The sequence below is a fragment of the Pseudomonas sp. C321 genome (assembly GCF_055407105.1).
This window is the reverse complement of sequence record NZ_JBUZRB010000002.1, coordinates 537,561-558,394: the sequence shown is the minus strand read 5'-3', so window position 1 is coordinate 558,394 and position 20,834 is coordinate 537,561. Positions and strand designations below refer to the sequence as shown.

Genomic DNA, 20,834 nt, shown 5'->3' with positions numbered 1-20,834 from the left:
CAAGTTGTCGCAAGTGTTTTCGCGAGCAAGCCAGCTCTTACATCCTACGGCCCGTCTGCCTTGACTTCCTGATACCGCTTCTCCAGCTCCTGGCGAATCTGTCGACGCTGCTTGGCCTGCATAAAGCGGCGCTTGTCTTCACTGTTCTGCGGCTGAAACGGCGGTACGGCCGCCGGCTTGTGTTGGTCGTCGACCGCGACCATGGTGAAGAAGCAGCTGTTGGTGTGACGCACCGAGCGCTCGCGGATGTTCTCGGTCACTACCTTGATCCCGACTTCCATCGATGTATTGCCGGTGTAGTTGACCGAGGCCAGGAAGGTCACCAACTCGCCGACATGGATAGGCTCGCGAAAAATCACCTGGTCCACCGACAAGGTTACAACGTAGCGTCCGGCGTAACGGCTGGCGCAAGCGTAAGCCACTTCGTCGAGGTACTTGAGCAGGGTGCCGCCGTGGACATTGCCTGAGAAGTTGGCCATGTCAGGGGTCATCAATACCGTCATCGACAGCTGGGCGTTTCCGGGTTCCATAGCACACTCACGGTTGTAGGCATTGGTTGGGGAGGCACCTCTGCGGGTGCTGGAATCTTTGCAGAGCCATCCCTAACGGGACGCCGGGACGCGGCTTGCCGTCACGCCTGGCTCTATCTGTTTCCATATATTGCACCGGCTTTTCGCTGGAAGTCGCGGTGTTACCCTTGAAAAGCCCACTTCACGGGCATTTCTTACGTTCAAGGCAGACTTTTCCTTCCGCTCATTGCGACCCGTTTGAGTATCTGTGTGGGAGCCGGGAAAGCGCCAGTACCCTCAAGGAGCCCCTCGCCATGCACGCCATCAGCTTTATCCAGGACTTGGCCGTGATCATGCTGGTGGCGGGCGTGGTGACGGTCCTGTTTCATCGCCTCAAGCAGCCGGTAGTCCTGGGTTATATCGTTGCCGGTTTTATCATCGGCCCGCACACCCCGCCATTCGGCCTGATCCACGACGAAGACACCATCAAGACCCTGGCCGAGCTGGGGGTGATCTTCCTGATGTTCTGCCTGGGCCTGGAGTTCAGCCTGCGCAAGTTGTTCAAAGTGGGTGCCACGGCGTTTATTGCGGCCTTTCTGGAGATCATCCTGATGATCTGGATCGGCTACGAGATTGGCCGCTGGTTCGATTGGAATACCATGGATTCGCTGTTCCTCGGCGCGATCCTGGCCATTTCCTCGACCACCATCATCGTCAAGGCCCTCAACGACCTGAAGATGAAAAATCAACGTTTTGCCCAGTTGATTTTTGGTGTGCTGATCGTCGAAGACATTCTCGGCATCGGCATCATCGCCTTGCTGTCGAGCATCGCCGTCAGCGGCACGGTCAGCTCCGGCGAAGTGTTTTCTACGGTCGGCAAACTCTCGCTGTTTATGATCGTCGCCCTGGTCATCGGCATTTTGCTGGTGCCACGGTTGTTGGCGTATGTGGCAAAGTTTGAAAGCAACGAGATGCTGCTAACCACCGTCCTGGGCCTGTGTTTTGGTTTCTGCCTGTTAGTGGTCAAGCTGGAATACAGCATGGTGCTGGGGGCGTTCCTGATCGGTGCGATCATGGCCGAGTCCCGGCAGTTGGTGAAGATTGAGCGCCTGATCGAGCCGGTTCGCGACATGTTCAGCGCCATCTTCTTTGTCGCTATCGGCTTGATGATCGACCCGCTGATCCTGGTGCAATACGCCTGGCCGATTGCGGTGATTACCGTTGCGGTAGTGCTGGGCAAGATGCTGTCCTGCGGCCTTGGGGCCTTTATCGCCGGTAACGATGGCCGAACGTCGTTGCGGGTGGGGATGGGACTGTCACAGATTGGCGAATTCTCGTTCATCATCGCCGCCTTGGGGATGACCTTACAGGTCACCAGCGACTTCCTCTATCCGGTGGCGGTCGCCGTTTCGGTGCTCACCACACTGCTGACGCCCTACCTGATTCGTGCCGCCGACCCGCTGTCATTGAAGATTGCCGCCGTGATGCCCCTGCGTATGAGCCGGGTGTTCGGCATGTATGGCGAATGGCTACGCAGCATTCAGCCCCAAGGCGAGGGCGCGATGCTGGCGTCGATGATCCGCAAAATCATTCTGCAGGTGGGGGTCAATTTAGCCTTGGTGATCGCGATTTTCTTTGCTGGAAGCTATTTCGCGGTGCGCATTGGCGATCTGTTGCAAGGCTGGATCAGCGATCCAAGCTGGCAAAAAGCGTTGATCTGGGGCGGGGCATTGCTGTTGTCGCTGCCGTTCCTGATTGCGGCATACCGCAAGCTCAAGGCGTTGTCGATGCTGCTGGCGGAGATGAGCGTCAAGCCGGAAATGGCCGGGCGGCACACCCAGCGAGTGCGCCGGGTGATCGCTGAAGTGATCCCGGTACTCTCGCTGCTGGTGATCTTCCTGCTATTGGCAGCCTTGTCGGCCAGTATCTTGCCGACCAACAAGTTGCTGGTGCTGATCGCCGTGGTGACGGCTGCGGTGGCCGCCGTGCTCTGGCGCTGGTTCATCCGCGTGCATACGCGGATGCAGGTTGCCTTGCTGGAAACCCTGGATAACCACAAGGACACCTTGTAGGCGCGGGGCTCAGCTTTCCAGCCAGACGTCCCGCGCCCAGTGCCAGACCGATTCCCAGGTTTCTTCGGTGACGATCTCTTCTTCGCCGGACCACAGTACGACGGTGCCGTCTTCTTCGACGCAGTAGTAGTCGTCGCCGTCTTGGCAGATTGGGATCAGTTCGCGAGAAACGCCCATATCCCAAGCGGTCGCACAAACGTCCGGCAGATAGGTGTGGGACTGTGGGTCGGTAACGGTCACAGGCTCCAGGCTGCCATAAACCACGTCGCTGACAGTCAGCAAAAACTCTTTGAAGACAAAGGGGATATTGATGAACAACTGTTCTTCAATCTCCACCAGGTCGTCGTCGTCAGGCAGTTCCAGAGGAACCGGGACAGGTTCGTTAGCTTCACGCAATTGTTCGATGACTTCTTCCACGGCCGGGATCCTCGTGCTAGTTGGCGCGGTTTATAGGGGCGCTTTATACAGTAGCTCGCTATAAGTGCAACCGTGAAATGGAAAACCCCGGACAAGTCCGGGGTTTTTGTTACTGCCAGCTCAACGCGTGTGCGGATCAGCTGTTCTGACGGATACCGGCCACCAGCCAAGGCTGGTTTTCGCCTTGCGGACGTTCCATGTTCCAGCTTTCGCTGAACACTTCGCCCTGGTCGAAACGTGAGGTCTTCGACACACCGCTGAATGTCAGGGTGGCGATGGTCTTGTCGGCGCGATCATCTACACCTTCAAGTTGTACGCGCAGATCGTCGATGTAGGTCGACTGGAAGGCGTCGCCCAGGTCGGCACGTTCGCGCTTGAGGAACTCCAGCAGTTGTGGGGTCACGAACTCAGCGATCTTGTCCATTTCGTTGGCGTCCCAGTGTTGCTGCAGGGACTGGAAGTGGTTGCGGGCCGCCTCAACGAAACGCTCTTCGTTGAACCAGGCTGGTGCATTGATCACCGGACGAGCGGCGGCAGGTGCTGCCGAGCCGCCGAAGATCGAGCCCATGGCTGGTTTCTGCTCGAACGCTTCACGCTGCATTGGCGCGCCGGCTGGAGCCATGTGCTCCTGCTGCTTGCGACGACGAGCGGCGATAAAGCGGAAGATCACAAAGGCGATGATCGCCATGATCAGGATGTCGAAGATCTGCATGCCCTGGAAGCCGCCGCCCATGAACATGGAAGCGAGCAGGCCGCCGGCAGCGATACCGGCCAGAGGGCCCAGCCAGCGCGAAGCACCGCCGGCCTTGGCAGCAGCGCCAGCGGCACCGGCCGCGCCTGCGGTTGCAGCGGCACCGCCGGCACCGGCCGATGGCGCCATTTGGCTGGTCTGGTGGCTCGGCGCGGCACCGGAGCTTTTGCCGCCACCAAAGCGCTTGGCGTTGGCGTCGAGGCTCATCGTCAGGCCGATGCACAATGCCATGGCGATGCTAAGAAAACGTTTCATAAAGGGAATTCCCATTTGTGGACTGCACGCGCGCCATGTTGCACAGGTGTAATGTCAGTGGCTAGCGGCATAATGTTTCGGGCTTTTGCGTAAGACCGATACAGAATGATCTGTAGGACGTATTACAGATATTGGCCCATCTCCCGTAAAAGCAAGGGGTGGGCCATTACCGTTCATCTTTGACCGGTGGCTTAGACGGCTTCCAGCTTGGCGTAACCCAGCATCAACCATTTACTGCCTTCGGCAAAGTTCACCTGTACCCGAGCCTGGGCCCCGGCGCCTTCGAAGTTGAGGATCACGCCTTCGCCGAAGATCGCGTGCTTGACCTGCTGGCCGAGGCTGAATGGTGTCTCCGGGATTTCCGCACCAGCGAACATGCTGCTGGAATTCTGCTGTTGGCCGCCACCGAACGGCCGGCTGACGCTGTTGGACAGCCGCACTTCCTGAATCAGCCCCTTCGGCACTTCGCGTACGAAGCGTGACACTTTGTTGTAGGTCTCGCTGCCGTACAGGCGTCGGGTTTCGGCGTAGGTCATCACCAGGTTCTGCATGGCTCGGGTGATGCCGACGTAAGCCAGGCGGCGCTCCTCTTCCAGGCGTCCCGGTTCCTCCAGGCTCATCTTGTGAGGGAACAGCCCTTCTTCCATGCCCACCAGGAACACATAAGGGAACTCCAGGCCCTTGGCGCTGTGCAGCGTCATCAACTGCACGCTGTCTTCATGCTCATCGGCCTGGGTATCGCCAGCTTCCAGCGACGCATGCCCGAGGAAGGCCGACAGCGGCGACAGCTCGGCATCTTCTTCGCTGTTTTCGAAGGCGCGGGCGGCACTGACCAACTCCTCAAGGTTTTCTACCCGAGCCTGGCCTTTCTCGCCTTTTTCCGCTTCGTGGTAGGCGATCAGGCCGGATTGTTCGATAACGGTCTGGGTCATCAGATGCAGGGGCATTTCCATGCACTTGGCGGCCAGGTTCTCGATCAGCTCGACAAACACGGCCAACGCACCGGCGGCACGGCCGGTCAGGCCTTTATTGGCGATCAGCAAGCGCATGGCTTCCCACATCGACACATCGCTGTGGCGAGCGTGATCGCGAATGGCTTCGATGGTCTTTTCGCCGATGCCCCGGGCCGGGAGATTGATCACCCGCTCCAGCGCCGCATCGTTGCCACGGCCTTCCAGCAAGCGCAGGTAGGCCATGGCGTTCTTGATTTCGGCTCGCTCGAAGAAGCGCTGCCCGCCATAGATGCGGTACGGGATGCGTTCGCGCAGCAAGGCTTCTTCCAGCACCCGCGATTGGGCGTTGGAGCGATACAGAATGGCGATGTCGCTGCGGGCCAGCCCGGTTTTCAGGGCGCTTTCAATGGTTTCCACCACGTAGCGCGCTTCATCGTGTTCGTTGAAGGCGGCATACAGGTTGATTGCTTCGCCTTCATCGCCGTCGGTCCACAACTCTTTGCCCAGGCGTCCGGTGTTGTTGGCGATCAAGGCGTTGGCGGCCTTGAGAATCCCGGCAGTGGAGCGATAGTTCTGCTCCAGGCGAATGGTTTCTGCGTCTGGAAAGTCATCGGAGTACTGGTAGATGTTCTCGATCTTCGCGCCGCGCCAGCCGTAGATCGACTGATCATCGTCGCCCACCACCATCAAGCTGTCGCCGCCCTTGGCCAGCAAGCGCAACCATGCGTACTGCACGGCGTTGGTGTCCTGGAACTCGTCCACCAGCACATGGCGGAAGCGCTTCTGATAGTGCGCCAGCAAACCGGGGTGGTCGCGCCACAGGTCGAGGGCGCGCAGCAGCAGTTCGGAGAAGTCGATGACGCCGGCGCGCTGGCAGGCAACCTCGTAGGCTTCATAGATGCTGCGCATGGTCGCCAGGAACAGATCGCCGCTGGCCTGGATATGTTGCGGGCGCAGGCCTTCGTCTTTCTGGCCGTTGATAAACCACTGGGCCTGACGGACCGGCCAGCGCTGTTCGTCCAGGCCCAGCTCGCGGATTACCCGCTTGACCAGGCGTTGCTGGTCGTCGCTGTCGAGAATCTGGAAGGTCTGGCTCAGGCCGGCTTCCTGCCAGTGGGCCCGCAACAGGCGGTGCGCCAGGCCGTGGAAGGTACCGACCCACATGCCGGCCGGGCTGATGCCCATCAACTGCTCGATGCGATGGCGCATCTCGGCAGCGGCCTTGTTGGTGAAGGTCACCGACAGGATCGAATGAGACGAGGCGTTTTCGACCTGGATCAACCAGGCGATACGGTGCACCAGCACTCGGGTTTTACCGGAGCCAGCACCGGCCAGGACCAACTGACGGCCAACGGGGGCCGCTACGGCCTGGCGTTGGGCATCGTTGAGAGAATTCAGCAAAAGGGAGAGATCATCGCGCATCGGCGCATTCTAGGGTGCCGGGGGAAGGTGGGCAAATCTCAATGTCGGGAGGCCGAAGGAAAAACCGCCAGCGATGGACAAGGGGCAAACAATCCAATTGCGGTGATGACCGGTCGGTCAACCTCTGTAGCCCGCGCCCCGCCTCACTCAAGTCCTCTGGCCCCAAGGTTTGCGGCCATTTATTGCACGGTTTTTATGACGTGGAGCAGTTTGGTCTGTCCGCTTGCTTGTGTATGCTCCGTCGACGTTTCGGGCTCACCATTATAAGAACACTGCCTATGACCCTCAGCACTAACCCGCCAAGCACCTCCGCGGCGCCTGCGCAGGTTATCCGCAAACACTACGCCATGGAGATGGCAGTCGAGCGCACGCGCCTGTTGTACCAAGGCTCGCTGCTGCCCACCTTATTGATGTTGCTTAACGGTCTGGTCTGCGCCTGGTTGCTCTGGAGCCCGCAGCGCTATGTGTTAGTCAGCATTTGGCTGGTATGGCTGCTGGCGCTGGTGGCTTTGCGGGTGATCCAGGTGGCCGCGTTCGATTGCGCCATGCCCAGTCGACAGGCGCAGCCGATCTGGCGCCGTATGTTCATGTTGGGGTCGGCCGTAGGCGGCCTGACCCTGGCCAGCGCCGCCATCGCCCTGGTGCCGGTAGACAGCTTTGCGCAACAGGCCTGGGTATTCGGCCTGATCGGCGCGGCAACACTGTCGGCCAGCGTTGCCTATGCGGTGAGCCTGTTGGCATTTCTGTCGTTTGCCTTGCCCTGCCTGGTGCCGGCCATCGTCTATCTGTTCTGGAGCGGCGATCCGCAGTTGCAAGGTTGGGGGGTCCTGGGCCTGATTCTGCTGGCGTCCCTGAGCGTGGTGGCGTGGCAGGTCAACCGTTTGATTCAGCGTGGGCTGCGGCGCCGCTTCCAGAATCAGGCGTTGATAGAGCACTTGCAGCAGGCCCAGCAGCGCAGCGAACAGTTGAATCAGGATCTGGTTCGCGAAGTCGAGCAGCGGCGTCAGGTCGAGCAAGAGCTGCGTGAGGCCCAGATCGGTTTGCAGAACCGCGTCGAGCAGCGCAGCCAGGAACTGGACGCCGCCAGTTCGGCCTTGAGCAAAAGCGAAGCGCGCCTGGCGTTGGCGTTGCAGGCCAGCGAGTTGGGCCTGTGGGACTGGAACCTGCAGAGCGACGAAGTCCACCACACCCAGCTCAAGGAGCTGTTCGGCCTGGAGCCGGAATATGTCACGGCGATGCTTAGTCACCTCAAGCCGCGCCTGCACCCAGACGATTTGCCGCTGCTCAAGCGCGCCCTGGTTGAGCATTTGAAAGGCCGCAGCGAGGACTATCTGGTGGAATACCGGGTGCGCCATGGCGACGGCCACTGGGTCTGGATCCAGGACCGCGGCCGCGCCGTGGAGCGCTCGGCCAGCGGGCGCGTTACGCGGATGCTCGGCACCCGGCGCGACATCAGCGCTGGCAAGGTTCTGGAAGAACAGCTACGGCTCGCATCGACGGTATTCGAGGCGGCCAGTGAAGGCATTGTGATTCTCGACCCCAATTATGCGTTGATCGCCGTCAACCAGGCGTTCAGCCGCGTGACCGGTTTTGAAATCGACGACATGCTCGGGCGCAATGTCGTCGAGTTGCCTAGCAGCCGCGATGCCCGGCGCCACTTTCCGGCGATCCGCCAAGCCTTGCAAAGCCAAGGCACCTGGCAGGGTGAACTGGTAGAGGCACGGAAAAATGGCGAGCTTTACCCTCAGTGGCTACAGCTGAACGTCGTGCGCGATGTTCGCGGAAACGTCAGTCATATCGTGGGCTTCTTCGCCGATCTGTCGGCGCGACGCGAATCTGAAGAGCGCATGCGCTACCTCACGCACTACGATGAGTTGACGGGGCTGGCGAATCGCTCGTTGTTCCGCGAGCGGCTACGCGAAGCCCATCAGCGGGTGCGCCAGGGCGGTCGCAGCCTGGCTTTGCTGCACATCAACCTGGATCGGTTCAAGCTCCTCAATGACAGCCTTGGCCACGAAGTCGCCGACCAGTTGTTGCAAAAAATGGCCCGTCGGCTGATCAACGCCTTGCCAGAAGCTGACACCATTGCCAGGCTTTCCGGCGATGAGTTTGCGGTGCTGTTTGACGCCTATGGCAGCTTGTCGAGCCTGGCGCGGGTGGCGACGCGCCTGCTGGCCAAGCTACGGGTACCGGTGGCGGTGGAAGGGCATGAACTGGTGGTCAGTGCTTCCATGGGCGTCAGCCTGTTGCCGGATAATGCACGGGAAGTTTCCGCGCTGGTCAGCCAGTCGAACATGGCCATGCAACATGCCAAACATCTGGGCGGCAATAATTTCCAGTTCTATACCGACAGCCTGCAAGCCAGCACCCTGGAGCGCTTGCAGTTGGAGAACCAGTTACGCAAGGCCATTGATGAGCGTCAGCTGAAGGTGTTCTACCAGCCCAAACTGTGCCTGGTGACGGGCAAGATGAACGCCGCCGAAGCGCTGGTGCGCTGGGATCATCCGCAGTGGGGCAGCGTGCCGCCCGGCGATTTCATTGGCTTGGCGGAAGAGACCGGATTGATTGTGCCTTTGGGTGAGTTCGTCCTGCGCCAGGCCTGCTGGCAGGCGTGCGAGTGGCAGCGCCAGGGGCTGGCGCCGATCCGCGTGTCGGTCAACCTGTCGGTACATCAATTACGCCAGGGCAAGCTGGTCAGTCTGGTGCGCCAGGTGTTGGAAGAAACCGGGTTGGCGCCGCAGTGCCTGGAACTGGAGCTGACCGAAAGCCAGTTGCTCGACAGCGTTGAGCACATCATCTCTACCTTCCAGCAACTGCGCGACCTGGGGGTCAAGCTGGCCATCGACGATTTTGGCACCGGCTACTCGTCCCTCAGTTACCTCAAACGTATCCCCGTGGACTACGTGAAAATCGACCAGACGTTTATCCGGGGCCTGGGCCAGGGCCGCGAAGACGCGGCGATTACCCGGGCGATCATCGCCATGGCCCATGGCTTGTCCCTCAAGGTGGTGGCCGAGGGCGTGGAAGATCAGCAGCAGCTGGATTTCCTCAGGGCCGAGCATTGCGATGAGGTGCAAGGCTATTTGATCAGCCGGCCGATGGAGGCCGAAGGGTTGGCGGATTTGTTACGGAAAAATGCAGATTTTCGATAGTGGAGTCCAGGCCGCACCACCGGCTACAAAGAGCCTGCCCGCTAAATCAGGGGGCAGCAGGGCGATTAAGTGATGCATCGAACGGGCAAACCAGCAATTCTTGTAGTATAACTACAAGCTTGCTACATCCCCGGCATCAGCCAATAACAAGAGTCCTTCCCTTTGAACCTGTTGCAACATATCGCCCAGTCGCGCCACCTGTTACGCAAATCGGAACTCAAGGTTGCCGATCATGTGCTGCTTGACCCTGCGGCCGTGATGCACAGTTCCATGGCGGACCTGGCCCACAGCGTCGGTATCAGCGAGCCAACCATCGTGCGCTTCTGTCGCGCCATCGGTTGCTCCGGGTTCCAGGACTTGAAGCTGAAGCTGGCCCAGAGCCTTGCGGCCGGTGCGAGCTTCGGGCAGTTCGCCATTCACGAAGACGACTCGGTCGCCGACTACAGCCTGAAAATCTTCGACACCACCTTGCACACCCTCATGGAAGTGCGAGAAAAGCTCGATCCGGTGGAGTTGCAGAAGGCGGTGACGGCCATGTCCCAGGCCCAGCGCGTGGAGTTTTATGGCTTTGGCGCGTCCGGCGCGGTGGCGGCGGATGCCCAGCACAAATTCTTCCGCCTGCTGCTGACAGCAGCGGCCTACAGCGACCCACACATGCAGGCGATGTCGGCGGTGACGTTGAAGCCTACTGATGTGGCGATCTGCATTTCCCAGTCCGGGCGCTCCAAGGACCTGCTGATCACTGCCAACCTGGTGCGTGAAAGCGGCGCCTCGCTGATCACCTTGTGCCCGAGCCAGACGCCGTTGGCGGAGCTGTCGACGATCAACCTGGCGATCGACGTGCACGAAGACACCGAAATCTACACCCCGCTGACTTCGCGTATCGCCCACCTGGTGGTGATCGACGTGTTGGCGATGGGCGTGGCCATGGCCCGCGGCCCGAGCCTGGTCAACCACCTCAAGAGCGTCAAGCGCAGTCTGCGCAGCCTTCGCTTGTCGCCCAAGTCGGTCAAAGCCCTCGACGACTGAACGTGGGCTGTGGCGAGGAGACTTGTCGGATTGCCACAGGGTAACTTTCACATCTCTGTCATCCCTGCGCCGCTAAATCGTCATCCGAAGGGCCCACTCTGAACTCCCCGTACTCGCATTGGGAGACTCGAAATGGCCCGGCAATACGAAGAAAGCAGCACCCTCAAGACTCGTCGGCAACAGGAAGACCAGCGCCGCATGGCGTTCCGTCGCGCAATTGAAGATCACTGTGACCAGCGCCAGTTGCTCCATGACATCACCGACTATCCGGAACTGCATTGGCAGGCGCCGGCGGCAGCCCTGCGAAGCGCTCAGCCAGGGCGCTGATCTGCACCCGCTCGCTGCGGATAAAGCCCAGAAATGCATGGGCCACCGGTGACAGGCGCTTGGCTTTGGCCTGCACCAGGCACCAACTGCGGTACAGCGGCAGCTCTTCTACCGGCAGCTCCTTGAGCCCGCCGGTGGCCAGCTCCAGGTTCAGGGCGTGGCGCGTCAGCAGCGCTACGCCCAAACCTGCGACTACGCATTCGCGCTGCGCCTCCGCCGAGGCCACTTCCACCGTCTGGGTGAAGTGCACGCGTTTTTCCTTGAAGTACTCTTCGCAGGCTTTGCGCGTCCCGGAGCCGGGCTCGCGCACTAGCAGCGTGTAGGGTTCAAGATCCTGCAAGCGCAGCGTTCCTTGCTGGCTCAGCGGGTGATCGGGCAGGGCCACCGCCACAATCGGGTTGTTGAGGAATGGCAGGAATTCCAGGCCCATGTCCTGGGGCACCATGGACATGATGACCAAGTCATCGCGGTTGTCGGAAAGCCTTCTAATCACTTGGGCGCGATTGACCACCGTCAACTGCAGGTTAACTTCCGGATGTTGGCGCTTGAAGGCGGCGAACAGGTGCGGCACGAAATACTTGGCGCTGGACTCCACCGCCAGCTTTAGTTGGCCCTGCAACGAGCCCTGCATGTCCGAGAGCTGCATGTCGAGGTTTTCCAGGCGCCCGAAAATATCTCGGCTGGCCCGTTGCAGTGCTTCGGCGGCTTCGGTCATGTAGAGCTTTTTGCCGACGTAATCGAACAGCGGCTGACCTACCAGCACTTCCAGCTGCTTGATTTGCAGGCTGACGGCCGGTTGAGTGAGTGACATTTCCTCGGCTGCACGGCTGTAGGAGCGTAAATCACAGACCTCATTGAAAATCTGTAACTGACGCAATGTCATACGCATCAATGACTTACGCATTATTACAACACTCCAGCAGGCCTCTATTGCGCTGACTATAAGTCTTTACTTATACACAACCCAATTATTATTGATTTTTGTTAATCCCTACATGCGCATAGTGTGTGTCACGCGACTGGCTTGAAACATCTGGTCACGCGCCGACCTGGTCTAGCAGGTCGAAGGTAGCCATCGGCTCAAGGGAATTTCCAAGTGATAACAAAGATCCTGATCGCCAACCGTGGTGAGATTGCCGTACGTATCGTGCGAGCCTGCGCCGAGATGGGTATCCGTTCGGTCGCGGTCTATTCCGATGCCGATCGCCACGCCCTGCATGTAAAGCGTGCCGACGAGGCCCACAGCATCGGTGCCGAGCCCCTGGCCGGTTACCTGAACCCGCGCAAGCTGGTGAACCTGGCGGTGGAGACCGGTTGCGACGCGCTGCACCCCGGCTACGGCTTCCTCTCGGAAAACGCCGAGCTGGCAGACATTTGCGCCGAGCGCGGTATTAAATTCATTGGCCCGTCGGCAGAAGTCATTCGCCGCATGGGCGACAAGACCGAAGCCCGCCGCAGCATGATCAAGGCCGGCGTGCCGGTTACGCCTGGCACCGAAGGCAACGTTGCAGACATTGCCGAAGCGCTGACTGAAGGCGATCGCATCGGCTACCCGGTGATGCTCAAGGCCACCTCCGGTGGTGGCGGTCGCGGTATTCGCCGCTGCAACAGCCCTGAAGAACTCGAACAAGCCTTCCCCCGCGTCATTTCCGAAGCCACCAAGGCCTTCGGTTCGGCGGAAGTGTTCCTGGAGAAATGCATCGTCAATCCCAAGCACATCGAGGCGCAGATCCTCGGTGACAGCTTTGGCAACGTCGTACATCTATTCGAGCGCGACTGCTCGATCCAGCGTCGCAACCAGAAGCTCATCGAAATCGCTCCAAGCCCGCAACTGACCCCTGAACAGCGCGCCTATATTGGCGATCTGTCCGTGCGCGCCGCCAAGGCCGTGGGCTATGAGAACGCCGGTACCGTGGAGTTTTTGCTCGCCGAAGGCGAGGTGTACTTCATGGAGATGAACACCCGGGTGCAGGTGGAACACACCATCACCGAAGAAATCACCGGCATCGACATTGTCCGTGAGCAAATCCGCATCGCCTCTGGCCTGCCGCTGTCGGTCAAGCAGGAAGACATCCAGCACCGTGGTTTCGCGTTGCAGTTTCGCATCAACGCCGAAGACCCGAAAAACAACTTCCTTCCCAGCTTCGGCAAGATCACCCGTTACTACGCCCCCGGCGGCCCCGGCGTGCGCACCGACACGGCGATCTACACCGGCTACACCATTCCGCCGTACTACGACTCCATGTGCCTGAAGCTGGTGGTCTGGGCGTTGACCTGGGAAGAGGCCATGGACCGTGGCCTGCGCGCCCTGGACGACATGCGCCTGCAAGGCGTAAAGACCACCGCGGCGTATTACCAGGAAATCCTGCGCAACCCGGAATTCCGTAGCGGCCAGTTCAACACCAGTTTTGTGGAAAGCCACCCTGAGCTGACCAACTACTCGATCAAGCGCAAACCCGAAGAGCTGGCCCTGGCCATCGCCGCCGCCATCGCCGCCCACGCAGGCCTGTGAGGAATACAACAATGTCCAAGACTCCTGTTTCCAAAAAAATATTCGTAACCGACACCATCCTGCGCGACGCCCACCAATCGTTGCTGGCGACTCGCATGCGCACCGACGACATGCTGCCGATCTGCGACAAACTCGACAAAGTCGGCTACTGGTCCCTGGAAGTCTGGGGCGGCGCGACTTTCGACGCCTGCGTGCGCTTTCTGAAAGAAGACCCGTGGGAGCGCCTGCGCAAACTGCGTGCGGCGTTGCCTAACACGCGCCTGCAAATGCTCCTGCGCGGCCAGAACCTGCTGGGTTACCGCCACTACAGCGACGACGTGGTCAAAGCTTTCGTCGCCAAGGCCGCGGTCAATGGCGTCGACGTGTTCCGCATTTTTGATGCGATGAACGACGTGCGTAACCTGCGGGTCGCCATCGAGGCGGTGAAAGCCGCCGGCAAACACGCCCAGGGCACTATCGCCTACACCACCAGCCCGGTGCATACCATCGACGCGTTCGTGGCCCAGGCCAAGCAAATGGAAGCCATGGGTTGCGACTCGGTGGCGATCAAGGACATGGCTGGTCTGTTGACCCCGTACGCCACGGGCGAGTTGGTCAAGGCACTGAAGACCGAGCAAAGCCTGCCAGTATTCATCCACTCCCACGACACCGCTGGCCTGGCCGCGATGTGCCAACTCAAGGCCATCGAAAACGGCGCCGACCATATCGACACCGCCATCTCCAGCTTCGCCTGGGGCACCAGCCACCCTGGCACCGAGTCGATGGTCGCCGCCCTTAAAGGCAGCGAATTCGACACCGGCCTGGACCTGGGGTTGCTGCAGGAAATCGGCCTGTACTTCTATGCCGTGCGCAAGAAGTACCACCAGTTCGAAAGCGAATTCACCGCTGTCGATACCCGCGTGCAAGTCAACCAGGTACCGGGCGGGATGATCTCCAACCTGGCCAACCAGTTGAAAGAACAGGGCGCGCTGAACCGCATGAGCGAAGTGCTGGCCGAAATTCCACGGGTTCGTGAAGATCTCGGCTTCCCACCGTTGGTAACACCGACTTCGCAAATCGTCGGAACCCAGGCGTTCTTCAACGTGCTGGCCGGCGAGCGCTACAAGACCATCACCAACGAGGTGAAGCTCTACCTGCAAGGCGGCTACGGCAAGGCGCCGGGCACCGTGAACGAAAAACTGCGGCGTCAGGCCATTGGCAGCGAAGAAGTCATCGACGTGCGTCCGGCGGATCTGCTCAAGCCGGAAATGACCCGATTGCGCGGCGAAATCGGTGCATTGGCCAAGTCCGAAGAAGACGTGCTGACCTACGCCATGTTCCCGGACATCGGGCGCAAGTTCCTCGAAGAGCGTGAAGCTGGCACCTTGACCCCGGAAGTGCTGCTGCCGATCCCCGAAGCTGGCGGTGTCGCTCGTGCTGGCGGTGAAGGCGTGCCGACCGAGTTCGTCATCGATGTTCACGGTGAGAGCTACCGCGTCGACATCACAGGTGTCGGCGTCAAGGCCGAAGGCAAGCGCCACTTTTATCTTTCCATCGACGGCATGCCGGAAGAGGTGGTCTTCGAACCGCTCAACGAGTTTGTCGGCGGCGGCACCAGCAAGCGCAAACAGGCCAGCGAGCCGGGCCATGTCAGCACCGCGATGCCGGGCAATATCGTTGATGTGCTGGTCAAGGAAGGCGACGTAGTCAAGGCCGGCCAGGCCGTGCTGATCACTGAAGCGATGAAGATGGAGACCGAAGTCCAGGCGGCGATTGCCGGCAAGGTCACCGCCGTTCATGTGGCCAAGGGCGACCGGGTCAACCCTGGCGAAATACTCATCGAAATCGAAGGCTGATACACAGCCTTCGAAACTACCGTTTAAACCTCGGGGGGCATCTGCCCCCTTTTTTTCGCCTGGGGTAAGGGTATTTCAGAAAGCCATGGTCCATTGGCCCATGACGCCATGATTGCGGCTGTTACTGCCTATTTCGCCACTGTAGCCCACACCGATGGTATGGCGGGCTGACAAGCCGACATCCAGCCCGGCTTCGAGCATGAGACTGTCACGATCCAGGGCGCTACCTTCGACATTGAACGCCGTGCCACCCATCAGGAAGGCCTGGCGGGTGTTGCTGTCGACGTCGCCGTAGGTGTGTTTCCAGCCGGCGCTGGCTCGCGGCGTGAGGCTGATGCCGTTTTCCAGCTGGCTCAGGTGCGCCAGGCGCAGACCGAAGGTGCTGCTGACGTTGTCCTGGGTTTGCCCGTCGACATGCAGGGCGGCGGCGCCACCTTTTTCGTTGTAGCTGTCACGGTGATAGCGCTGATAACCGAGGTTGGCGAACGGCTCGGCACTCAGGCGCCCGCTGCCCATGGCGTAGCCCAGTTCGACGAAGGCTTGCTGGCTGTTGGCGTCGTAGTCGCCTTTGGGGCGGTCGCTGAAACCGTTGAAGGCCACGGTGCGTTTGCTGTCCCCTTGGTGCCCGCTGTACGCAGCACCCAAGCGCAAGGCCAGCGGCCCGCGTTGGCGCATGGCGTAGATGCCGGCGTGCCAGCTGTCTACGCTGCCGTCGACACCGGTGGTATCTAGATCCGTCTTGGAGTAGCCGCCCAACACGCCCACGCGCCACTCAGGATTGAGCGCCCAATCGGCGCCGAGCACGCTGCCCTTGGTGCGTTGGGTCAGGCCGTTGCTGGCGTGGTCGCCGTCGAGCTTGCCGTAGCTGCCGATACCTTGCAGCCACAGGCGGCCCTGGGCGTTCGGATCGTTGAGATTACGCGCCGCAGCAGGAACACCGCTGGCGGCGAGAACCGGCGTGTCCTGCTGATCAAGCCCCACCAGCAGCCCTGCGCCGCCACCCAATTGATGCATGGCCGCGAGCATGCTGCCACCGACCTGGGCGCTGGCACCCAGGGTGACGCTGGTCAGGTTGGCAGTGCTGCTGCCGGCCAGTTGCTCAATGGCCGCGCCCGCGCTGGTGTTGGTGGTGTTGAGCAGGGCGTTATATAGCGCGTTGTTTTTGCCCAGGGTCGCCAGGCTGTTGGCGGCGCTGGTGCCGTTGCCGGTGCTGGCGAGCTGATTGAAGGCCACGTCGTTGCGGGTGTACGTCAGGCCGACCTGAGTGGCGCTGTAATCCAGGGTCGGGGTGAGGAAGGCATAGTCGCTAGTGACTTTGGCGAAGATGCCGTTGATGCTGCCCGCTTGCAGCACCGTGTAGTGGCTCTGCCACGGGTAAGTGCCGCTACCGGGATTGACCGCCAGGGTCGCGCCATTGAGGTTGGCGGTACCGCCGACCTTGATCGGGGCGCTGCTGCCGTCGGCGTTGACGCCATAGGCAAGGGTCGAGCCGCTGGTCATGGTCAGGTCGCGGGTGATGGTGGCGGTGCCGAGGGCGGTGTTGGTCTGCAATGTCCCTTTTACGAGCAAGCTGGCGACACTGCCGCCACCGGCATAAACCCCGCCTTCATCGACGGTCATATTGCCGCTGATCCCGCCCTGGTTGATCAGCTTGGCACCACTGAAAATCTCGCCGCCGTCGCTGAAGTCACCGCTGCCGGTAAGGGTCCAGGTGCCTTGTTTGACGTCCAGCCATTCGACGTTGCGACTGTCACCGAAGCTGGCGCCGGTCGCGTCATCCATTGTGAGGCGGTCGTACCCGGTGCCGCCGTCGACCACGCCGATAAAACGGCTGCCATTGCGCAGTGTCAGGCTGTCATCGCCGCCGCCCAGGTCCAGGGCCAGGCCGTTGCTGCCACTGATGAGGCCTGCGTTGATCACGGTGTCGGCAAACTCGCCGACGAACTTCACGCCATAGCCATCCAGGCCCTGGAGGGTGCCATGGTTTTCCAGGGTGGTGGCCGCCAGTCCCGAACCGTCGCTGCCGTCGTCCACGAGGATCGCGTTGTTGGCGCCACTGACCAGCGCACCGACACCATTGAATACATAGCCGCCGCCAAGGGCGATGCCTTCACTACCGTTGGCAAAACCGTTCTTGTCGACGCCACCGGCCCCCGCACCCTGAATCACTGCGTAGTTTTCGATATGGGCGATCTTGTCGATGTCCACGCCGTCACCGTCGCCATCGGGTTGCAGCCCGGAGAAGGCTCCGGTGATGGTGCCGTGGTTGATCACCGTGCCGTCGCCGTCGGAACCAAAGCCCGAGCCATTGCGACCGATCACTGTGCCGTAGTTGGCCAGCGTTGCACCCAGGTCAGTGGTGATGCCGTGACGACCACCGGAAATAGTCCCGTAGTTGGTTACGGTTACGCCGCTGGCCGAATCGATGTCGACACCGTCGAACTTGTCATCCCGGGAGTGAGTATCACCGGTGGAAATTTCGCCGTAGTTGGTGATGGTAGCGTTGGCACCGGTTTTCATGCCGTCACTGGCCTCACCACGAATCAGCCCGCCTGCGCGGTTGATGATGGTGGTGCTCACGTTGCTGCTGCGGATCGCGTCCAGGTCCAGGCCTTGGCCGGTGGTGGAGCGAATGGTGCCGCTGTTATCGATCAACAGGCTGCCGCTGGTGAAGTTGCTGTCGATGCGCAGCGCATCATTGGCGCCCTGGATCACCCCGCCGGCGCGGTTGTAGATGCTGTAGGTACGGGCATTGGCAAGGTCGCCCGCACTGTCGATGGCCCGGCCACCGGTGGACGTGACCTTGCCCGTGTTGTCGATCACCACGCCCTTGCCACTGGTGCCGTCCTTGAGGGTGACGGCCACCTTGGCGGTACTGATGCTGCCTGGTGCCGAGATCGTCAACGAATCACTGCCACCCAGGGTTTGCGCGGTGGTGGTGGGTGTGTCGATCTGTACCGTCTTGACTGGGGCCGGGGCCGCTTCAATGTAACTGCTGCCGGCCAGCAAGGTGATGGCGAGTGCAAGACGATGGGGCAAAAATGGCATGGCGGACGACCTTGTTGTAGGAAACAAGTCGACCTGTATAGCGCAGGGTTTTTACAGGATTATGTCGGAGGGATGACGGGTAAAGGATCTGCACTTTAATGCGGTTTTTTCGATGTCTGAACGGAGAATGCGCATTTTATTGCGTCTATCAGTCTGCATAGATTGTAGTTATGCACTATATTGCAAATCAGCCGACCTTAACTGACATTCAGGCGCATTAAATTGCAGACGGAATCGACTTTTAAACTGACCCTACAAGTTTTTGATGCCGGACTTTGGCAGGACGCAATGATCCTGGAGTTTGCCGAACCGCAAAGCGGTTTTGCCAGCCCTTGCCGTTTTGGATACGAGTCTGCCTATCTGGCTGATCACCTGGACCGAATTGAAACCCTGTTTGCTGCGTCAGTCAGCGTCAGAGTGCCGCCAACCTGGGGGCAGGAATCGCTCAAGCATGCCCCCGCCTTCCTGTACGACATTGCACCGGCAGGTGCGGCCAAACGCTTCCTTTTAAATCGTATGGCCGGTGAAAAGCCTGACGGCATCAGTGCCGACTTGTTTCTACTGGCGCGCAGTACACCTGCTCCCATCGGGCATATGCGTATCAAGGAGTCTGTTCGGGGAGAGGGCGGTCGGCCCGCCATCGGATTTGTACGCCAAGACGTAATCGAGCGTGATAACCGCTTCCTCGAATACGCCTATGAACAAGGTGCGGCCATTGGCGGTGCGACGGGTGCGGGCGGCGAGGCGCCCAAGTTGCTCATGACTCAAAGTCATGACGGGCTTTTGTATCCCGATGCGGTACTGGATGATGACCAGGTCAGCCAACATTGGTTTATCAAGTTCGCTCGCAATCAAGGCTTACAGCGGGACCAAGATATTCTCAGAAGTGAATACCACTACTACAGGGCCCTGCAGTCGCTTGGGATTGAGACCGTCGCGGCCCAGGGGCTGGCGCTGGAGGAGGCCTCCAAGCCCAGTTTATGGATGCACCGATTTGATCGCGCCGTTGGCGCTCAAGGCGTGGAGCGTTTCGCGGTCGAGTCGATTTACTCGGCGGCAGGCATCACGGCCCCCGGCAGTTCCATGGACCATGTGAAGGTGGTGTACCTGTTGGTCGATTTATGGAAAGCAGCTGGCCAGGATGGTCAAGTGGCCGATTTGGTCGCCGATTATCTACGGCGCGACTTGCTGAACAAGATACTGGGGAACTCGGATAATCATGGGCGGAACACGTCCATTATCCGGGGGCAAGACAGCTTGCGCCTCGCGCCTATTTACGACCTGGCACCCATGGTCATGGATGACGAAGGCATCACCCGTACAACGAAATGGCCCGGCCTACTGGAAGTGGCGGGAGACATCAACTGGCGTGGTGTTTGCGAGGCACTTTCGCAGGTGGTTGAACCCATTCAGGCCTTCGAACGGCTGCGCCAAGATGCCGAAGTACTGAGGGCTTTGCCGGACATTCTGGTTGCCAGTGGCTTGCCACAGGTGACGTGGAGTCATCCGCGCATCGCACTGCGCGACTTGGATCAACGCCTGACCGACTGGGGGCTGAGATGAGTCTTTCCATTGAGCAACGTGCACTCGTCATCGAGAGCATCGAGCAAGGGCTGGCCCAAGGCACGCTCGAAATAGGCGAAGCCGTACGCCGCCTGCGAACCGAAGTCACCGGCCTGCATCAAAGCCAGTTCGCCAAGATGTGCAAAATTTCTGTGCGCACCTTGGTGCATATCGAACATGGCGAGGGTAATCAGACGCTGAAATCGTTGAATGCGGTGTTCAGGCCGTTTGGATTAAAGATGGGGGTGGTGAAGGTTCGGCGCAGTATTTAGGCGACATTGATCGTTCTCACGAGTGGGAACGATCATTTGGCTAGCTGCGGCACTCAACCAGCGTCTTCAGTTGGCCCGAACCTGTCTGATTCTCATCCGAAAGCCACCGCTTAAACCCCGCCCCAATCGTTGACCATTCCGAGTCCAGGATCGAATACCACGCTGTATCCCGATTCTGCCCCTTGACCACCATGTGCTGGCGAAACACGCCTTCAAAACTGAAGCCCAACCGCTCGGCCGCGTACTTGGAGCGGGCGTTGCCGTTATTGCACTTCCACTCCAGGCGACGGTAGCCCAGTTCAAACGAATGCTTGGCCAGCAGGTACACCGCCTCGGTGCTTTTGGGCGAGCGCTGCATCGGTGCGCCGAATGTGACGTGGCCGATTTCGATGCGGCCCTGGGCCGGGACGATGGACATCAGGCTGAGGATGCCCTGCACGTCGCCACTGGCGCGGTCGATCACGCAGAAGAAGTACGGGTCGCTGTTGGCCGAGTGGTTGTTCAACCAGGTATCGAAGGCGCCGCGCTCGGGGAAGGGGCCGTAGGGCAAATAGTCCCACAGCTTGGGATCGGCACCGGGGCCATCGAGGGCTTGCCACAGGCCGTCGCCGTGGCGGACGGGGTCAAGCTTTTCCAGGCGGATGAAGCGCCCCTCGATGAGGGTAATGGAGGGTGCGGGAGCCCCTTTCCAGTCTGCAAGCGTTGTTGTCATGCTGC

Annotated in this window: 15 protein-coding genes; 8 read left to right on the top strand and 7 right to left on the bottom strand. The window is 60.2% G+C overall.

Translation table 11 applies throughout. The features are described 5' to 3' along the window. Positions 1 to 44: 44 nt before the first annotated feature. Positions 45 to 530, bottom strand: a complete 486-nt coding sequence (locus ACZRJ6_RS08550; RefSeq protein WP_463967557.1) for an acyl-CoA thioesterase — start codon at positions 528 to 530, stop codon at positions 45 to 47. 293 nt (positions 531 to 823) lie between these two features. Between ACZRJ6_RS08550 and ACZRJ6_RS08545 the strand changes: the two genes are divergently transcribed. Beyond that, complete coding sequence (locus ACZRJ6_RS08545; RefSeq protein ID WP_463967558.1) at positions 824 to 2,581, top strand: cation:proton antiporter; 1,758 nt, start codon at positions 824 to 826, stop codon at positions 2,579 to 2,581. Between the two features lie 9 nt (positions 2,582 to 2,590). On the opposite strand, the gene ACZRJ6_RS08540 is transcribed toward ACZRJ6_RS08545, so the two are convergent. The 3 genes from ACZRJ6_RS08540 to uvrD all read right to left on the bottom strand — a co-directional run bounded on the left by ACZRJ6_RS08540 (position 2,591) and on the right by uvrD (position 6,379). Continuing rightward, positions 2,591 to 2,998, bottom strand: a complete 408-nt coding sequence (locus ACZRJ6_RS08540; RefSeq protein WP_133100686.1) for an SMI1/KNR4 family protein — start codon at positions 2,996 to 2,998, stop codon at positions 2,591 to 2,593. Between the two features lie 136 nt (positions 2,999 to 3,134). Next, positions 3,135 to 4,004 carry a Tim44 domain-containing protein gene (locus ACZRJ6_RS08535; RefSeq protein ID WP_350615105.1) on the bottom strand — a complete coding sequence of 290 codons (870 nt, stop codon included), beginning with the start codon at positions 4,002 to 4,004 and terminating at the stop codon, positions 3,135 to 3,137. Between the two features lie 191 nt (positions 4,005 to 4,195). Continuing rightward, the gene (gene uvrD, locus ACZRJ6_RS08530; protein ID WP_463967559.1) at positions 4,196 to 6,379 is read right to left on the bottom strand and encodes a DNA helicase II; all 2,184 of its coding nucleotides are present in this window, start codon (positions 6,377 to 6,379) and stop codon (positions 4,196 to 4,198) included. A gap of 278 nt (positions 6,380 to 6,657) precedes the next feature. Between uvrD and ACZRJ6_RS08525 the strand changes: the two genes are divergently transcribed. The 3 genes from ACZRJ6_RS08525 (at position 6,658) to ACZRJ6_RS08515 (ending at position 10,887) form a co-directional block, all read left to right on the top strand. Then, the gene (locus ACZRJ6_RS08525; protein ID WP_463967560.1) at positions 6,658 to 9,531 is read left to right on the top strand and encodes an EAL domain-containing protein; all 2,874 of its coding nucleotides are present in this window, start codon (positions 6,658 to 6,660) and stop codon (positions 9,529 to 9,531) included. A gap of 162 nt (positions 9,532 to 9,693) precedes the next feature. Beyond that, positions 9,694 to 10,560 (top strand): transcriptional regulator HexR, encoded by an 867-nt coding sequence (hexR, locus tag ACZRJ6_RS08520; RefSeq protein ID WP_133100690.1) that lies wholly within the window; start codon positions 9,694 to 9,696, stop codon positions 10,558 to 10,560. A gap of 132 nt (positions 10,561 to 10,692) precedes the next feature. After that, positions 10,693 to 10,887, top strand: coding sequence for a PA3496 family putative envelope integrity protein (locus ACZRJ6_RS08515; protein ID WP_463967561.1), 195 nt, complete (start codon positions 10,693 to 10,695; stop codon positions 10,885 to 10,887). Here the strand turns inward: ACZRJ6_RS08515 and ACZRJ6_RS08510 are convergent. Beyond that, entirely contained in the window at positions 10,817 to 11,791 is a 975-nt protein-coding gene (locus ACZRJ6_RS08510) for a LysR family transcriptional regulator (RefSeq protein WP_463967562.1), read from the bottom strand. The genes ACZRJ6_RS08515 and ACZRJ6_RS08510 overlap by 71 nt on opposite strands. Positions 11,792 to 11,983: 192 nt before the next feature. Here ACZRJ6_RS08510 and ACZRJ6_RS08505 point away from each other — a divergent pair, with 192 nt between their 5' ends. Then, positions 11,984 to 13,399, top strand: coding sequence for an acetyl-CoA carboxylase biotin carboxylase subunit (locus ACZRJ6_RS08505; RefSeq protein ID WP_133100693.1), 1,416 nt, complete (start codon positions 11,984 to 11,986; stop codon positions 13,397 to 13,399). 11 nt (positions 13,400 to 13,410) lie between these two features. Then, the gene (oadA, locus tag ACZRJ6_RS08500; RefSeq protein ID WP_133100694.1) at positions 13,411 to 15,234 is read left to right on the top strand and encodes a sodium-extruding oxaloacetate decarboxylase subunit alpha; all 1,824 of its coding nucleotides are present in this window, start codon (positions 13,411 to 13,413) and stop codon (positions 15,232 to 15,234) included. Between the two features lie 75 nt (positions 15,235 to 15,309). Here oadA and ACZRJ6_RS08495 read toward each other — a convergent pair whose 3' ends face one another. Beyond that, complete coding sequence (locus tag ACZRJ6_RS08495) at positions 15,310 to 18,282, bottom strand: autotransporter outer membrane beta-barrel domain-containing protein (protein WP_463967563.1); 2,973 nt, start codon at positions 18,280 to 18,282, stop codon at positions 15,310 to 15,312. A gap of 222 nt (positions 18,283 to 18,504) precedes the next feature. On the opposite strand from ACZRJ6_RS08495, the gene ACZRJ6_RS08490 reads away from it, so the two are divergent. Together ACZRJ6_RS08490 and ACZRJ6_RS08485 are read left to right on the top strand one after the other, a co-directional pair. Further along, the gene (locus ACZRJ6_RS08490; protein WP_463967564.1) at positions 18,505 to 19,845 is read left to right on the top strand and encodes a HipA domain-containing protein; all 1,341 of its coding nucleotides are present in this window, start codon (positions 18,505 to 18,507) and stop codon (positions 19,843 to 19,845) included. After that, positions 19,842 to 20,117 carry a helix-turn-helix domain-containing protein gene (locus ACZRJ6_RS08485; protein ID WP_149412530.1) on the top strand — a complete coding sequence of 92 codons (276 nt, stop codon included), beginning with the start codon at positions 19,842 to 19,844 and terminating at the stop codon, positions 20,115 to 20,117. The genes ACZRJ6_RS08490 and ACZRJ6_RS08485 overlap by 4 nt, the downstream gene beginning before the upstream one ends. A gap of 40 nt (positions 20,118 to 20,157) precedes the next feature. On the opposite strand, the gene ACZRJ6_RS08480 is transcribed toward ACZRJ6_RS08485, so the two are convergent. Continuing rightward, complete coding sequence (locus tag ACZRJ6_RS08480; protein ID WP_463967565.1) at positions 20,158 to 20,829, bottom strand: GNAT family N-acetyltransferase; 672 nt, start codon at positions 20,827 to 20,829, stop codon at positions 20,158 to 20,160. Positions 20,830 to 20,834: the final 5 nt, after the last annotated feature.

What these genes read in the sequence shown, in the direction of transcription:
- ACZRJ6_RS08480 (WP_463967565.1), bottom strand. Translation starts at nt 20,829, where the DNA reads ATGACAACAACGCTTGCAGACTGGAAAGGGGCTCCCGCACCCTCCATT.
- ACZRJ6_RS08545 (WP_463967558.1), top strand. Translation starts at nt 824, where the DNA reads ATGCACGCCATCAGCTTTATCCAGGACTTGGCCGTGATCATGCTGGTG.
- ACZRJ6_RS08515 (WP_463967561.1), top strand. Translation starts at nt 10,693, where the DNA reads ATGGCCCGGCAATACGAAGAAAGCAGCACCCTCAAGACTCGTCGGCAA.
- uvrD (WP_463967559.1), bottom strand. Translation starts at nt 6,379, where the DNA reads ATGCGCGATGATCTCTCCCTTTTGCTGAATTCTCTCAACGATGCCCAA.
- ACZRJ6_RS08535 (WP_350615105.1), bottom strand. Translation starts at nt 4,004, where the DNA reads ATGAAACGTTTTCTTAGCATCGCCATGGCATTGTGCATCGGCCTGACG.
- ACZRJ6_RS08510 (WP_463967562.1), bottom strand. Translation starts at nt 11,791, where the DNA reads ATGCGTAAGTCATTGATGCGTATGACATTGCGTCAGTTACAGATTTTC.
- ACZRJ6_RS08495 (WP_463967563.1), bottom strand. Translation starts at nt 18,282, where the DNA reads ATGCCATTTTTGCCCCATCGTCTTGCACTCGCCATCACCTTGCTGGCC.
- ACZRJ6_RS08550 (WP_463967557.1), bottom strand. Translation starts at nt 530, where the DNA reads ATGGAACCCGGAAACGCCCAGCTGTCGATGACGGTATTGATGACCCCT.
- ACZRJ6_RS08525 (WP_463967560.1), top strand. Translation starts at nt 6,658, where the DNA reads ATGACCCTCAGCACTAACCCGCCAAGCACCTCCGCGGCGCCTGCGCAG.
- ACZRJ6_RS08485 (WP_149412530.1), top strand. Translation starts at nt 19,842, where the DNA reads ATGAGTCTTTCCATTGAGCAACGTGCACTCGTCATCGAGAGCATCGAG.
- oadA (WP_133100694.1), top strand. Translation starts at nt 13,411, where the DNA reads ATGTCCAAGACTCCTGTTTCCAAAAAAATATTCGTAACCGACACCATC.